Origin of the sequence: Mycobacterium sp. (genome assembly GCF_965229105.1) — a bacterium.
Lineage (GTDB): Bacteria > Actinomycetota > Actinomycetes > Mycobacteriales > Mycobacteriaceae > Mycobacterium.
Window position 1 is genome coordinate 3897957 of sequence record NZ_OZ245858.1, and the last position, 15372, is coordinate 3913328.

At 66.2% G+C, this 15372-nt stretch carries 16 protein-coding genes; 8 read left to right on the forward strand and 8 right to left on the reverse strand.

Translation table 11 applies throughout. From position 1 onward, the window contains the following. Positions 1-8: 8 nt before the first annotated feature. From ADBZ9O_RS18100 to ADBZ9O_RS18130, 7 genes are all read right to left on the reverse strand, one after another. The gene (locus ADBZ9O_RS18100) at positions 9-878 is read right to left on the reverse strand and encodes a 3-methyladenine DNA glycosylase (protein WP_526524218.1); all 870 of its coding nucleotides are present in this window, start codon (positions 876-878) and stop codon (positions 9-11) included. Beyond that, complete coding sequence (locus ADBZ9O_RS18105) at positions 871-1944, reverse strand: CBS domain-containing protein (RefSeq protein WP_526524220.1); 1074 nt, start codon at positions 1942-1944, stop codon at positions 871-873. Before ADBZ9O_RS18105 ends, ADBZ9O_RS18100 begins: the two co-directional genes overlap by 8 nt. Beyond that, complete coding sequence (locus ADBZ9O_RS18110; RefSeq protein WP_526524222.1) at positions 1944-3329, reverse strand: CNNM domain-containing protein; 1386 nt, start codon at positions 3327-3329, stop codon at positions 1944-1946. Before ADBZ9O_RS18110 ends, ADBZ9O_RS18105 begins: the two co-directional genes overlap by 1 nt. A 230-nt stretch (positions 3330-3559) precedes the next feature. Further along, a complete protein-coding gene (locus ADBZ9O_RS18115; protein WP_526524224.1) occupies positions 3560-5005 on the reverse strand; it encodes a GuaB1 family IMP dehydrogenase-related protein in 1446 nt (481 codons plus the stop codon). Positions 5006-5008: 3 nt separating this feature from the next. After that, positions 5009-6466, reverse strand: coding sequence for an NADP-dependent phosphogluconate dehydrogenase (gene gnd, locus ADBZ9O_RS18120; protein ID WP_526524226.1), 1458 nt, complete (start codon positions 6464-6466; stop codon positions 5009-5011). Between the two features lie 45 nt (positions 6467-6511). Continuing rightward, positions 6512-7462 (reverse strand): M56 family metallopeptidase, encoded by a 951-nt coding sequence (locus tag ADBZ9O_RS18125; RefSeq protein WP_526524228.1) that lies wholly within the window; start codon positions 7460-7462, stop codon positions 6512-6514. A 14-nt stretch (positions 7463-7476) separates the two neighbouring features. Beyond that, complete coding sequence (locus ADBZ9O_RS18130; protein ID WP_526524230.1) at positions 7477-7893, reverse strand: BlaI/MecI/CopY family transcriptional regulator; 417 nt, start codon at positions 7891-7893, stop codon at positions 7477-7479. A 231-nt stretch (positions 7894-8124) separates the two neighbouring features. On the opposite strand from ADBZ9O_RS18130, the gene ADBZ9O_RS18135 reads away from it, so the two are divergent. From ADBZ9O_RS18135 to ADBZ9O_RS18170, 8 genes are all read left to right on the forward strand, one after another. Then, positions 8125-8943 (forward strand): iron reductase, encoded by an 819-nt coding sequence (locus tag ADBZ9O_RS18135; protein WP_526524232.1) that lies wholly within the window; start codon positions 8125-8127, stop codon positions 8941-8943. A gap of 134 nt (positions 8944-9077) precedes the next feature. Then, positions 9078-9494, forward strand: a complete 417-nt coding sequence (locus ADBZ9O_RS18140) for a PaaI family thioesterase (RefSeq protein ID WP_526524234.1) — start codon at positions 9078-9080, stop codon at positions 9492-9494. A gap of 24 nt (positions 9495-9518) precedes the next feature. Beyond that, positions 9519-9821 (forward strand): urease subunit gamma, encoded by a 303-nt coding sequence (locus ADBZ9O_RS18145; RefSeq protein WP_526524236.1) that lies wholly within the window; start codon positions 9519-9521, stop codon positions 9819-9821. A gap of 12 nt (positions 9822-9833) precedes the next feature. After that, a complete protein-coding gene (locus ADBZ9O_RS18150; protein WP_526533262.1) occupies positions 9834-10145 on the forward strand; it encodes an urease subunit beta in 312 nt (103 codons plus the stop codon). Continuing rightward, positions 10145-11866 carry an urease subunit alpha gene (locus tag ADBZ9O_RS18155; RefSeq protein ID WP_526524238.1) on the forward strand — a complete coding sequence of 574 codons (1722 nt, stop codon included), beginning with the start codon at positions 10145-10147 and terminating at the stop codon, positions 11864-11866. The genes ADBZ9O_RS18150 and ADBZ9O_RS18155 overlap by 1 nt, the downstream gene beginning before the upstream one ends. Before the next feature lie 6 nt (positions 11867-11872). Beyond that, positions 11873-12508: an urease accessory protein UreF gene (locus tag ADBZ9O_RS18160; RefSeq protein WP_526533264.1), complete on the forward strand. Its 636-nt coding sequence runs from the start codon at positions 11873-11875 to the stop codon at positions 12506-12508. Positions 12509-12518: 10 nt separating this feature from the next. Then, entirely contained in the window at positions 12519-13226 is a 708-nt protein-coding gene (gene ureG, locus ADBZ9O_RS18165) for an urease accessory protein UreG (RefSeq protein WP_526524240.1), read from the forward strand. Beyond that, a complete protein-coding gene (locus tag ADBZ9O_RS18170; RefSeq protein ID WP_526524242.1) occupies positions 13226-13873 on the forward strand; it encodes an urease accessory protein UreD in 648 nt (215 codons plus the stop codon). The genes ureG and ADBZ9O_RS18170 overlap by 1 nt, the downstream gene beginning before the upstream one ends. A 2-nt stretch (positions 13874-13875) precedes the next feature. On the opposite strand, the gene ndh is transcribed toward ADBZ9O_RS18170, so the two are convergent. Further along, entirely contained in the window at positions 13876-15261 is a 1386-nt protein-coding gene (ndh, locus tag ADBZ9O_RS18175; RefSeq protein WP_526524244.1) for a type II NADH:quinone oxidoreductase Ndh, read from the reverse strand. Between the last annotated feature and the right edge of the window lie 111 nt (positions 15262-15372).

Genomic DNA, 15372 nt, shown 5'->3' on the forward strand with positions numbered 1-15372 from the left:
CGCTCCGGTCAGGCGGCGGCCTGCAGCAGCAGGTCACACTGTCGCCGTAGTGCAGATCGCAGTGGTTCCGCACGGTGTGCCAGATCACTCTGGCAACGCACATACTCCGCCCGACCGGATGGCTCTTCCACCCGGATGGGGGTGTATCCGTAGGCGTGTAAGTCATACGGGCTGGCGCGCATGTCCAGCTCACGAGCGTCGGCGGCCAGCTCGAGGCAATCGAGTAACAGTCCTGAGTGCGCCAGCGGCCCCAACTTGTAGCACCACTTGTACAAATCCATCGTGGCGTGCACGCAGCCCGGTTGTTCGCGCTGTACCTGGGTGTCCCGAGTCAGGGCGGTGACGTTGCGGGGCGCGGCAGCGGGGGTGAAGAAGCGGAACGCGTCGTAATGGCTGCACCGCAGCGGCGACGCGGTTTCGACCACCTGGTCAGTGCCCGCCTGCCCGAGTCGCAACGGCACCGCAGAATGACGCACTTCGTCGCTTCGGTAGACCATCGCCCATTCGTGCATACCGAAACAGTTCAGCTGCGCGGGTCTGGCGGCGGTCGCGGCGAGCAACTCGGCGATGAATTCCACGGTCTTGCGTCGGGCATCCAGATAGTCCGCGCCGACGGTCACTCCGCCCGGCACGGCGACATAACCTGTGCGGCCCAGGTATTGGGCCGCGGCATCGCCGGTCAGGATGTGGCCGTAGCCGGGATTCCAGCGCAGCAGTTGGCGGGGCCGCAAGCTGTAATACGAAAAGAGGAAGTCCCACACCGGATGCGGTTCGCCGGCCGCGGCGCGCTCACGGTGTGGTGCGACGAAACGCTCCGCCCGCTGCCGATGCGCCTCGGCGCGCGTGATCCACGTGTCTGCGACCGCCAGGTCAGACACGGTGTGTGCCGTCCCGGACGGTACCGACGAGGTCTTCCACCAGATCTTCGAGCGCGACCATCGCCACCACCGGCTCGTCGGTCGCGGGATGCTTGGCGGAGCTGGTCACCAGGGCAAGGTGGCTGTTGCTGCGGCGCAGCCGCGACAGCGCATCCGGCAGCGGCAGCGTCTCGGGCAGCCGCGGTAGCGGTCGCACGACGGACAGATCGATGACCGTGTCGGGATCGTCGTCCAGGGCCAGCAGGTCCTTGATGTGCAGATAGCCGATGTAGGCACCGTCGCCGTCGACCACGGGGAAGCGGGAGTAGCCGGTTTCGGCCAGTGCCTGCTCGACCGCGCGCACCGCCGGGCCGCTGCCAGGGGCGGCCACCGGCACGGCTCGGATATCGCTCAGCGGTAGGGCGACGTCGGCCACCACCCGGTTGCGAATCTGCAGCGCCCGTGTCAGCCGGGTGTGCTCCTCGGGATCGAGCAGACCTTCCGATACCGATTCGGCGATCATCGCGGAGAGTTCGACGGTGGAGACGGTGATGGCGAGTTCGTCGACGGCCTCGACGCGCACGGCTCGCAGGGTGATGTTGGCGCACCAGTTGTAGAACGCGATGAGCGGCCGGACCGCCCGCACGTAGAGCAGATACGGCGGGATCAGCAGCATCGCGGCCGACTCGGGCCCGGCGATCGCGATGTTCTTGGGCACCATCTCGCCGAGCAGCACGTGCAGGATGACCACCAGCAGCAGCGCCACCACGAATGAGACGGTGTGCAGGAGCGCGTCGGGGATACCGAGCAGGTCGAAGGGCTTTTCCAGCAGGTGGGCCACTGCGGGTTCGCCCACGCGGCCCAGCAGGATCGAACAGATGGTGATGCCGAGCTGGGCGCCCGCCAGCATCAGCGAGAGCTGTTCACCGGCCCGGATGACGGCGACAGCGCTCTTTTTGCCCTGCTCGGCCAGCGCTTCGAGTCGGTCGCGGCGCGCCGAGATCAGCGCGAACTCCGAACCGACGAAGAAGGCGTTCGCGGCGAGCAGCAGAACCGTCAGCAGGACGCCGAAGATATCGGATCCCATCAGCGTCCCTTCCGGTCATCGGAGCTGTCGTCCCCGGAGTTCTCGGAGCGTCGGCCCAGATAGTTGAGTTCGAGTTGATCGATCCGGCGACCGTCCATCGCCACCACGGTCGCCTGCCAGTGCACGGGATCCTCCAGCGGACCGTCGGGGTCGAACGCGGTGAGCTCGACGGACTCCCCGGCTTCGGGGATATGGCCGAGCTCCTGCAGGACGAGCCCGCCGATGGTGTCGTATTCGCCTTCGGCTGCGCGGTATCCGGTCGCGGCGGCGACCTCGTCGATGCGTAACAGCCCGGAGACCTGCCAGCCGTTCCCGGCGATCACCACATCGGGCGTGGCGTCATCGTGTTCGTCGCGGACATCGCCGACGATCTCCTCGATCAGATCCTCGACGGTGACCATGCCTGCCGTGCCGCCGTACTCGTCGACCACCAGCGCGGTTTGCAGGCCGTTGGCGCGGATCTGGGTCATCACGGCGTCGCCGTCGAGGGTCGACGGCACCACCGCCACCGGCTGCGCCACCGACGACAGCAGTGTGCGCTTACGGTCGGCGGGCGCGATCTCGAAGACCTGTTTGACGTGGACGATGCCGATCGTCTCGTCGAGGTCGCCTTCGACGATGGGGAAACGGGAGAACCCACTCTCGGTGGCGGCGGCAACGAGATCGGCAACCGACTCATCGGCCTGCAGCACCACGATTTTCGAGCGGGGCGTCATCAGTTCGTCTGCGGTCAGTTCGCCGAATTTCAGCGACCGGTCCACCAAGGTGGCGGTCACCGCGTCCAGGGAACCGTGGCGAGCCGACGTGCGCACCAGGGATACGAGTTCCTGAGGTGAACGGGCGGACCGCAATTCCTCGGCGGGTTCGATACCGAGACGGCGCAGGATCCAGTTGGCGGTGCCGTTGGTGGCGAGGATGGCCGGTTTGAGGATCATCGAGAAGACCAGCTGCAGACCGGCGACGGCGCGGGCGGTCGCGACGGGTCTGGCGACAGCGAGGTTCTTGGGCACCAGTTCGCCGAAGATCATCGACACCGAGGTGGCGATCAGCAGTGACAGCGCCAAAGCGATCCCGCCGGAAACGCCCGCAGGCAGTCCGAGGGCACGCAGGCCGGGCTCGATCAGCCTGGCCACCACAGGTTCGGCCAGATAACCCGTCGCCAAGGTGGTGATCGAAATGCCGAGCTGGGCGCCGGAGAGTTGGAACGACAGAGTCTTGTGGGCGCGCTGGACGAAGAGGTCGCGCCGGTCACCGGATTTCGCGTTGTTGTCCACGGTGCTGCGCTCGAGCGCGGTCAACGAGAATTCCGCGGCCACGAACAATGCGGTGCCCGCGGTCAGGATGATGAACGCCAGCAGGCTCAGCGCTGTGAACCAGGCGCTCATAGTTGCACCACCGCTGGCATATTCAGTGAGAAGAAGCCGGGCCGCGAGCCCGGCTGCCTACTGGATGGCTCGGCGTCCTGCGCGTCGTCCGAATGATCCGCGGTGACGACCGCCGGACCGTCGGCATCGATAGGTACCTGCGGCATTACTTTGCTAAGTGCCTGTGGCACTGAAGCCCTCTCCCTTAGTGGAAGACCTCATCGTACCGGGGCGGGCGCGCGCAGAACGACTCACCAGCCGGTAGGCAGCGGATGGCCCTCGGCGAACCCGGCCGCCGACTGCACCCCGACGACGACCTGTTCGTGCAGCTCCGCGATGGTCGACGCGCCCACGTAGGTGCAGGTACTGCGCACCCCGGAGGTGATGTGGTCCAACAGATCCTCCACGCCACCGCGGGTGGGGTCCAGGCTCATCCGCGACGTCGAGATGCCCTCCTCGAAGAGTGCCTTGCGGGCCCTGTCGAACAGGCTGTCACCGGCGGTGCGGGCCGCGACCGCCCGTTTGGAGGCCATTCCGTAGCTCTCCTTGTACAGCTGGCCGTCACGGTCGCGCAGCAGATCGCCGGGGGATTCGTAGGTGCCGGCGAACCAGGAGCCGATCATCACGTTCGACGCACCCGCGGCCAGGGCCAGGGCAACATCGCGTGGATGACGAATCCCCCCGTCGGCCCATACATATCCACCGAGTTCCTTTGCTGCAGAAGAACATTCCAGCACGGCAGAGAATTGCGGCCGGCCGACACCGGTCATCATCCTGGTGGTACACATGGCGCCGGGGCCGACACCGACCTTGACGATCGACGCGCCGGCGCTGAGCAGATCGCGGGTGCCCTCGGCGGAGACCACATTGCCCGCCGCCAGAGGCAGGCCAAGATCCTGCGCAGCCACGATCTTGATCGCGTCGAGCATCTTGCGCTGATGTCCATGCGCGGTATCGACTACCAGAACGTCGACCCCGGCTTCGGCCAGCGCCCGCGCCTTCGCGCCGACGTCACCGTTGATCCCGACCGCCGCAGCGATGCGTAACCGGCCTGAGGAGTCCACCGCCGGGGTGTAGATCCCGGCCCGGATCGCCCCGGTCCGGGTCAGCACACCCGCCAGGGTGCCGTCGGCCTCGGTCAGCACGGCGACGTCTGTGTGTTTTCCGGATGAGTGTTCGAAGAGGTCGAAGACTTTGCGCGGGTCGGTACCCAGCGGGGCGGTGACGAAATCACTGATCGCGATATCGCGCACCCTGGCGAACCGGTCGACACCGACACACGCCGCCTCGGTGACCAGCCCGATCGGTCGGCCCTCGAACACCACGACGGCAGCGCCGTGGGCCCGCTTGTGGATCAGTGCGGTGGCATCGGAGACCGAATCGTCCGGCGCAAGCGTGACCGGGGTGTCTGCGACGAGATCCCGGCTCTTGACGAAGTCCACCGTCTGTTTGACGGCATCGATCGGCAGATCCTGCGGCAGGACCACGATCCCGCCCCGCCTGGCCACTGTCTCCGCCATCCGGCGGCCGGCGACCGCCGTCATGTTGGCCACCACCACCGGGATGGTGGTGCCGGTGCCGTCGGCGGTGGACAGATCGACATCGAACCGCGACGTGACATCGCTGCGATTGGGCACGATGAACACATCGTCGTAGGTCAGGTCATAGGGCGGCTGCTGGCCCGGCAGGAACTGCAAAACTCAGGCCTCGATCTCGCTGCGGTCGCCGCTCCACAACGTGTGGAACTTCTTGTCACGGTCGGCGTCGATGCGCCCATAGGTGTGCGCGCCGAAGAAATCGCGCAGCCCCTGGGTCAGCGCGGCGGGCAACCGCTCGGTGCGCAGCGCGTCGTAATAGGACAGCGCCGAGGCGAAACCGGGGACCGGGATGCCCAGCTCGGTGGCGGTGACCACGACGCGGCGCCAGCTGTCGATCCCCGCCTCGACGGCATCGCGGAAGTACGGCGCGGCGATCAACGTGGCCAGCTCCGGGTCCTGGTCGTAGGCCTCTTTGATGCGGTTGAGGAATTTGGCCCTGATGATGCAGCCGCCACGCCAGATGGTGGCCATATCGCCCAGGGTGATGTCCCAGCCGTATTCGGCGCTGCCGGCCTGAATCTGGTTGAACCCCTGGGCATACGCGATGATCTTCGACGCATAGAGCGCCTTGCTGACGTCGTCGATGAACTGGGTGGCATCTGCCGGCTTTGCACCCAGAGTGCCCGAGGCGAGGCCGGTGGTGGCCTTGCGCTGCGCGACGGAGCCCGACAGCGCGCGCGCAAAGACGGCTTCGGCGATACCGGTGACGGGTACGCCCAAGTCCAGCGCCGATTTCACCGTCCAGCGCCCGGTGCCCTTCTGTTCGGCCTCGTCGATGATGACGTCGACCAGCGGTTTGCCGGTTTTGGCGTCGACCTGCTGGAGGACATCGGCGGTGATCTCGATGAGGTAGCTGTCCAGATCGCCCTTGTTCCATTCGGCGAAGATCTCGGCAATCTCTGGCGCGGATTTGCCGAGCCCGTCGCGCAGGAGCTGGTAGGCCTCGCCGATCAGCTGCATATCGGAATACTCGATGCCGTTGTGCACCATTTTCACGAAGTGCCCAGCCCCGTCCGGGCCGATGTGGGTGCAGCACGGCACACCGTCGACGTGAGCGGAGATGTCCTCCAACAGCGGGCCGAGGGATGTGTAGGACTCGGCGGGGCCGCCGGGCATGATCGAGGGACCGTTGAGTGCGCCCTCTTCGCCGCCGGAGATGCCCGCGCCGACGAAGTGCAGGCCGCGATCGCGAATGGCCTTCTCGCGCCGGATGGTATCGGTGTAGAGGGAGTTGCCGCCATCGATGATGATGTCGCCTTCCTCCATCGCATCGGCGAGCTCATTGATGACGGCGTCGGTCGGATCGCCCGCCTTGACCATGATGATGACGCGTCGCGGCTTCTCCAGGGCGGCCAGGAACTCCGGGATTGTTTCGCTGCGGACGAAGTTGCCCTCCGAGCCGTGGTCGGCGAGCAGCGTGTCGGTCTTGGCAACGCTGCGGTTGTGCAGCGCGACGGTATAGCCGTGATGTGCGAAGTTGCGTGCGAGATTCGAGCCCATCACCGCCAACCCGGTGACCCCGATCTGTGCGGTGCCGTCAGTGGAATCCTGGCCAGTCATGTAAAGCCTTTCGGTTTAGTTGTCGCACAGCATTATTCGAAGAAGTTACGCGTTGAACAGCCGATGCAGTTCGGTCAGCCATGGCACCGCCACCGCGATGGTGGGGACCACCAGCACCGCGATCGCGCACAGGTAGGCGCCTGCCGAGAAGGCCACACTGTTCGGTTGTCCGGCCAGCCGCCGGACCCGCAGGACGGTGGTAGGGCCGCCCGCGGCCAGCGCGCCGGACGGCGCCCGACCGGATGCGCAGGCGACCAGGGCTCTGGCCAGGGGAGTGGGACCGGCCGCGCGGACCGCGGCATCATCGGCGAGCAGTTCGATCAGCAGCCGGACAGCATCGAGGGCGCTGGCGCTGCGCACGTAGCGCGGAAATGCCGCATGTACTGCAGTGAAGGCTTCCAGGACGAGGTCGTGCCGCGCACGTAGGTGGGCTCGTTCATGGGTCAGGATCGCCAGTACTTCGGCATCGGCCAGCGTGGTCAGTGTGCCCTCGCTGACCACAACGCGGCTCTGGACGCCGGGCAAACAGTAGGCCAGCGGCTGCTCGACATCGAGGATGCGCAGATCCCTGGCCCGCATACACGCCTGGGCGGCCGCCGCGTCGTGTTCGACTCCGAGCAGGTCGACGAGCATCCGGTGATGCGCGCGCCGCCGGCGGGTGGCGATGGCCACCTGGACGACGGCGACCATCAACCGGGCACCGATCAACAGGGTGATCGCGAAGACGCCGACGTAGACCAGCCACAGTGGCAAGCCCAACTTGTCGATCTCGCCCACGACGGTGGCGGTGGGATGACCGTCCGGCCCCGGCGCGAAAAGCCTGCTGGCGATGGCGATACCGGCGCTGAATGCAGAGAGGACTCCGGCGACCGCGATGGCCTGCCACAGCACCAAGGCCGCGCGTGGCGCCCGTAGCGGCCAGGCCGCCCGCGCCAGCAGCGCCGGCACAGGGCCGACAAGCAGCAGCGCGAGAAGAGTAAAGGCCAGCGCGGACACGCTGTCAGTGTCCCTCAGTCCGAGGTTGTCCCGCCAGCCGACCTCGTCATGCCGTGTTTTGCTTCCAGCTCGGCGAGCGCGCGACGTAGCGCATCGGCCTCATCGACACCGACCCGTTCGACGAAATGCACCAGCGCAGCGCGCCTGCTTCCGGTATCGGAGGCCTGGTCAAGCGCATCGACCATCAGTCCGGCGACGAGCTCGTCGCGCCCGTGTGTCGGTGCGTACCGGTGCGCGCGATCGTCGCGGTGCTGCAGGACCAAATGCTTCTTCGCCAACCGCTGCAGAACCGTCATGACGGTCGTGTACGCGAGGTCGCGTTGTGTGGAAAGCGCTTCGTGCACTTGACGCACAGTCTGGGGCTCGGGCGCGGACCACAAATGGTCCATCACCGCCTGCTCCAGTTCCCCTAGACGAGCCTGTTTCGCCATGATCCGTTCATCTCCCGATGCGTTGTCGCCAGACTACTCGGTTTACTACCGAGCGTCGTACCCAACTGTGTGCCAATCAACCGCGACGCACCCGTCCCGATTCCCTGCAGCGATAAAAGTGCATTGATCCGGCCTTTTGCCGCTCCCGTCGTGTGAATGCGGTCACAGGTCTCGACCGATGTGCCCTAAACTCATATGGTTAGGCTTACCTAAGCATACCGAGGAGGTGTCATGACAGTCGTCGTCGACGACCCACTGATCGCTGGGATGGCCATCGAGCGGATCCTTCCGCTTCATGAGTCCAGTCGCCGGTTGCGGACGCTCTACCCGGAATGTCCTCGGGTCTACGGCGTTGCGGTCATGGCCGACGTGTCGAAGCGACGCTGGTGGCCGTTGATCTCGGCTGTGACCGGTGACCGGCTGCAGGAGATGTTCGACGCGTCCGCCCACGAGATGGACAGCACGACCGCGGCGGCCCAGCAGTTGGCCGCCACGTTGGCGCACGCGGTGATCGGCCGGGTCGTCGCGCTGGTGGTCTTGGAAGGGCGCGCCTGGGACACCGGCCTGGAGAACCTGTGGGTGCACGTCGACTCTGACGGGGTGATCGACTGGTTGGGAGTGGTCGATCCGACGCTGCGCGTACTGCCCGACGATCCCTGCAGTGCGACTGCCGGGCCAGGTGAAGGGACGGTGGGGCTGCCCAGCGAGGCGGCGCTGGCTACCTGGATCGCGCATCGATGCCACAGGTCGATGGCGCCGCTGTTCGCCAAGCTGCATGACGTCAGTGGCGGCGCAATGAGCATCGCCTCGATGTGGCACACCGTGGGTACGGCCATCGTGGTGGCGGCCACCCAGGTACCGATGCTGGCCGGTTCCAGTGAAGTCATCGGCATGCGCCGGGGACAGGCGGTGCTCGATGCGCTGGTCGGATTCGGTCTGCCGGTGCGCGGTCAGCGCGTAGCGGTGCCGACTTCGGCCCGCGGTCGAGGGCAATTACGGCTCAATCGCACCGAAGGGCTTGCCAAATTAGGGCAGCCTTGCCTATGGTGAGTGAGTCGAGACGAACGGACCGAGCCGGAGTCCTGAGGGCTGCAGAGACCCCCGGTCCACTCGAAAGGGCGAGCCCCGCGCATTGCGCGGGGCTCGCTCGTTTTTGTGCGGCGGCACGGTGTAAACACGTCCACATGCAAGCAATCCCATCCGGGCTCCCGTTCGATTTCTCCGCGCCGTTCGACAACGAACTGGGGCTGGTTTTCACCGAAGTCACTCCTGATGGCGCCAAGGCGCAGCTGGACGTCAAACCGTCCCTGCTGCAGCCGATGGGCATCGTGCACGGCGGCGTGTACTGCTCGATGGTGGAGAGCATGGCCAGCACCGCGGCGTACGTCTGGCTGGCCGCGAACGGCGGCGGCAACGTCGTCGGGGTCAACAACTCGACCGATTTCCTGCGGGCCATCACCGCGGGCACGGTGTACGGCACCTGTGAGCCCGTACACCGCGGCCGTCGTCAACAGTTGTGGCTGGTGACGATCAAGGACGACAACGACCGGCTGATCGCCAGGGGACAGGTCCGGCTGCAGAACTTGGAGAAGCAGGACTGACTTCGCCGTGGCAGGATCGCTCGAATGCGCCTGTCACCGCATGAACAAGACCGGCTCCTCATCTCCTATGCCGCCGAACTCGCCCGCCGCCGCCAGGCGCGCGGGTTGACGCTGAACCACCCCGAGGCCGTCGCGCTCATCACCGATCACCTTCTCGAAGGTGCCCGCGATGGCCGCACGGTGGCGGAGTTGATGATCAGCGGTCGCGAGGTGCTCAGCCGTGCCGACGTGATGGAGGGAGTCCCCGAAATGCTCTATGACGTCCAGGTCGAGGCGACCTTCCCCGACGGCACCAAGTTGGTCACCGTCCATCATCCGATCCCCTGAGTGGACAGCGAGATGATCCCCGGCGAAATCCTGTTCGGACAGGGCGATATCGAGATCAACCCCGGTGCGGCCCGCATCACGTTGGACGTGGTCAACACCGGCGACCGTCCGGTGCAGATCGGCAGCCATGTACACCTGCCGCAGGCGAATGCAGCGCTGTCCTTCGATCGGGTCGCAGCGCATGGCTATCGGTTCGATATCCCGGCAGGCACCGCGGTGCGCTTCGAACCCGGTGTGCCGCAGCAGGTCACGCTGGTCCCATTGGGTGGAACGCGCGAGGTGTACGGGCTGTCCCTGACACCGCCAGGAAAGTTGGATACCTGATGGCCGAGTTGACGAGGTCTCGCTACGCCGCGCTGTTCGGCCCGACGACGGGTGACCGGGTCCGGCTGGCCGATACCGATCTGCTGATCGAGATCACCGAGGACCGCAGCGGCGGGCCAGGTCTGGCGGGTGACGAGGCGGTCTTCGGCGGCGGCAAGGTGCTGCGTGAGTCGATGGGGCAGTCGCGCGCCACCAGAGCCGACGGCGCACCCGATACCGTCATCACCGGCGTGATCATCGTCGACCACTGGGGAATCATCAAGGCCGATATCGGTATTCGGGACGGCCGCATCGTCGGTATCGGTAAGGCAGGCAACCCCGACATCATGTCCGGGATCCACCCCGACCTGGTGGTGGGGCCCTCCACCGAGATCATCGCGGGCAATGGTCGCATCGTCACCGCGGGTGCCATCGACTGCCACGTGCACCTGATCTGCCCGCAGATCATGGAGGAGGCCCTTGGCGGTGGTATCACCACGATCATCGCCGGCGGTACCGGTCCCGCCGAAGGGACGAAGGCGACCACGGTCACCCCCGGTGCCTGGCATCTGGCCAGAATGCTTGAGGCGCTGGACTCCTGGCCGATGAACATCGCCCTGCTCGGTAAGGGCAACACGGTCAGCGCGGATTCGATGTGGGAGCAGTTACGCGCCGGCGCATCGGGATTCAAACTGCACGAGGACTGGGGTTCGACGCCCGCTGCGATCGACGCCTGCCTGCGGGTGGCCGATGAATCCGGCGTCCAGGTGGCGTTGCATTCCGACACGCTCAACGAGGCCGGCTTCGTCGAAGACACCGTCGGCGCCATCAAGGGCCGGTCGATCCACGCCTATCACACCGAAGGTGCCGGCGGTGGCCACGCACCCGACATCATCACCGTCGCCGCAGAATCCTATGTGCTGCCCAGTTCGACGAACCCCACCCGGCCGCACACGGTCAATACCCTCGACGAACACCTGGACATGTTGATGGTGTGTCATCACCTCAATCCCAGTGTGCCGGAGGATCTGGCCTTCGCGGAGAGCCGAATTCGGCCGTCGACCATCGCCGCCGAGGATCTGCTCCACGATATCGGCGCCATCTCGATGATCGGCAGTGACGCCCAGGCGATGGGTCGCATCGGTGAAGTGGTGTTGCGCACCTGGCAGACCGCGCACGTGATGAAGAAGCGCCGCGGCGCCTTGGAGGGTGATGGCGCGGCCGATAACAACCGGGTGCAGCGCTACGTGGCGAAATACACGATCTGCCCGGCGATTGCGCACGGCTTCGACCATGAGATCGGCTCGATCGAAGTGGGTAAGCTGGCCGATCTGGTGTTGTGGGAACCCGCCTTTTTCGGGGTGCGCCCGCATGCGGTCATCAAGGGCGGCATGATCGCGTGGGCCGCGATGGGGGATGCCAACGCCTCGATCCCGACGCCGCAGCCGGTTCTGCCGCGGCCGATGTTCGGCGCAGCGCCCGCTGCTGCGGCCGCGACGTCCGTGCATTTCGTTGCGCCGCAGGCGATCGAGGACGGACTGGCGGATCGGCTGGACATCCGGCGTCGGCTGGTGGCGGTTGGCAACACCCGCAAGGTCGGCAAGGCGGATATGGTCAACAACGACGCGCTGCCGCAGATCGAGGTGGATCCGGACACCTTCACCGTGCGCATCAACGGCGAGGTGTGGCAGGAACAGCCAGCGACCGAACTGCCGATGGCGCAACGCTACTTCCTTTTCTAGCCGGGTCTGACCATGTTGGCCACCCTTCTCACCCTCGCCGACTCGCGGTTGCCCACCGGCGGGCATGTCCACTCCGGCGGGGCGGAAGAGGCGATCACCAGTCGCCGCGTCATCGACCTGACCACCCTGGATGCGTTCCTGCGTCGCAGGATCCGCACCAACGGCATCGTGGCGGCGTCGATCGCCGTCGCCGTACACACCGGCGCCCTTGACGTCGCGGCCGCGCATGACGAAACCGATGCCCGCACACCGTCACCCGCTGCCAGGGCCGCCTCACGCGGGCAGGGCCGCGGGCTACTGCGGCTGGCGAAGCGGGTGTGGCCCGACACCGAGTGGTCTGCGCTCGGGCCGACGCCACATCTGCCGGTGGTCGCCGGGATCGTCGGGCGGGCCAGCGGTATCGCGCCCGAACACACCGCGCTGTCGATCGTCTACACCACCATGACCAACTCGGCCACGGCGGCGCAACGCCTGCTGGCGCTGGATCCGGCCGACGTCGCCGCCTTGACGTTCGGCCTGTCCGCGTTGTGCGAATCCACGGCGACCGAAGCGGCGGCCGGACTGGCCGACCTCTCCGATCCACTGCTCGACATGCTGGCCCAAGGCCACGCATCCCGTGACCGTCCGTTGTTTGCTTCCTGAAAGGCCATCCATGCCACCACATTTCATCGACGGCCAGCCGCACAACCATGTCGACCGGCCCCGGCGGGTGCGCCAACCGGGGGAGCCGCTGCGGATCGGTATCGGCGGTCCCGTCGGCTCCGGTAAGACGGCGTTGGTCGCCGCGCTGTCCCGCACTCTGCGTGACGAGCTGTCGTTGGCCGTGCTGACCAACGATATCTACACCACCGAGGACGCGGACTTCTTGCGCCGCAACGCGGTGCTCCCAGATGACCGGATCGCCGCCGTGCAGACCGGCGGCTGCCCTCACACCGCGATCAGGGACGACATCACGGCGAACCTGGACGCCATCGACGATCTGATCAGCGCGCACTCGGGATCCGAAGCGCTGGATCTGATCCTGGTCGAATCCGGGGGCGATAACCTCACGGCGACGTTCTCCTCGGGGCTGGTCGACGTCCAGATCTTCGTCATCGATGTCGCCGGGGGAGACAAGGTGCCCCGTAAGGGTGGCCCCGGTGTGACGTTCTCAGATCTGTTGGTGATCAACAAGACTGACCTCGCACCGATGGTCGGCGCCGATCTTGACGTGATGCGCCGCGACGCCGCCATCGCACGTGGGGATCGGCCGACCGTGCTGATCAGCCTGACCGATGATCCGTCGGCGACGGCGGTACTGGCCTGGGTGCGTGACCAACTGAGCAGTCAGGTCACCATCGCAGCGCCCGCTGCTCTCTGATGCACTCCGAGGTCCTCATCGTCGCGACACCGAATCGACTGCCGCGGATCGAATGTCGCGGTGGTATCGCGGCGCGCAGCACCCTGGCCGATACCGTGCACCTGATTTCGGCCGCCGCCACCCCACTCGGTGGTGACACGATCGAGATCCGGGTCATCGTGGCGGCGGGCGCCCGGCTGAACGTGCGCAGTGCAGCTGCCACCATGGCCCTGCCCAGCGCGCAGACCCCGATCTCGCATGCGCGTATCGCCCTGGAGGTGGCGGGTCATCTTGACCTCGATCTGGAACCAACGGTGGTGGCGGCTGGTGCGGTGCACCGGTCGACGGTCACCGCGGTCGTCGACGGGGGCGGCTCGTTGCGGCTGCGGGAACGCGTGCAGATCGGCAGATCCGATGAGCGGCAAGGTTTCTGGAGCGGAACTCTGCGCGCTGAGGCGAAGGGTCAACCGTTACTGAGGCACCGGGTCGAGCTCGGGGCAGGCGCGGTGGCCGATGACGCGCTGTCGTCACCGCGTGCTTGCATCAGCGAATTGCGTTATCCGGCAGCCGAATTCGACATCCCAGCCGGGGGTGTGATGCTCGAACTGGCCGCCGGGGGAGTGTTGATGACGTGGCAGGGCGACCGTCTGATCGCCCTGCCCCGCTAGGCCTAGCTGGCCGCCCGCTCCGTTTCCTGCGCGGAGGCGGTCATCTCTTCGAGCTGTTCGAGTCTGGTTCTGGCATACGCCTGCTGCTCGGTGATGGTGAGCTGTCCTCGGTCGCGGCCCAGGAACGTCACCGCCCACGACAGCAGGGTGGCGATCTTCGTCCGGAAACCGACCAGATAGATCAGGTGCAGCCCCAGCCACGCGAGCCACGCGATGAAACCGCCGAACTCCAGCTTGCCGACCTGGGCAACGGCGTTGTACTTCGAGACCGTCGCCATCGATCCCTTGTCGAAGTACTTGAACGGTTCGCGCGGTTTCGGCATGTTGCCGTGGGCGCGCGCCGCGACCTCGTTCTGGATGATTTTCGAGACGTACTTGCCGCCCTGGATGGCACCCTGGGCCATGCCGGGGACGCCGGGCACGAAGGCCATATCGCCGACGACGAACACGTTGGGATGCCCGGGGATGGACAGGTCGGGGTTGACCTTGACTCGTCCCGCCCGGTCAACCTCGGTATCGGACTGCGCGGCCAGGTCATGCCCGAGCGGGCTGGCCTGCACGCCTGCCGACCACACCTTGCACGCCGATTCGATGCGCCGGATGCTGCCGTCCTTGTCCTTGACGGTGATCCCATTGCGGTCGACATCGGTGACCATGGCGTTCAGCTGGATCTCGACGCCCATCTTCTCCAGTCGGGCCTTGGCTTTGAGGCCGAGCTTCTCACCCATCGGTGGCAGCACCGCGGGCGCGGCGTCGAGCAAGATGACATGCGCTTCGGTGGGGTCGATGTGGCGGAAGCTGCCCTTGAGGGTCTGATCGGCCAGCTCCTGGATCTGGCCGGCCATCTCGACACCGGTGGGGCCTGCGCCGACGACGACGAACGTCAGCAGCTTCTTGCGACGCTCCGGGTCGCTGGAGCGTTCGGCCTGCTCGAACGCGCCGAGGATGCGGCCGCGCAGTTCCAAAGCGTCGTCGATGGACTTCATGCCGGGAGCGAACTCGGCGAAATGGTCATTGCCGAAGTAGGACTGTCCGGCGCCGGCAGCGATGATCAGGCTGTCGTACGGCGTCCGATAGGTGTGCCCGAGCAGCACCGAGTCGACGGTCTTGTTGGTCAGGTCGACGTGTGTGACCTCACCCAACAGCACCTGCGCGTTCTCCTGCTTACGCAGGATCAGGCGCGTCGGCGGGGCGATCTCACCCTCGGAGATGATGCCGGTCGCCACCTGGTACAGCAGCGGCTGGAACAGGTGATGGGTGGTCTTGGCGATCAGCTTGATGTCCACGTCGGTGCGCTTGAGGGTCTGCGCGGCGTTCAAGCCACCGAACCCCGAACCGATGATGACGACTTTATGCCGATCCGTTGCCGTAGCTCCGGGGTGGCTCATTGCTGCTCTCCTTGACGATGAAGTCCGCCTACTAACTACCCAATACAACCTCTAGGTTAGTCGGCGGACTTCCCCGCAGCGCGGTGAGATGACCCACCGCACCCGTTATTC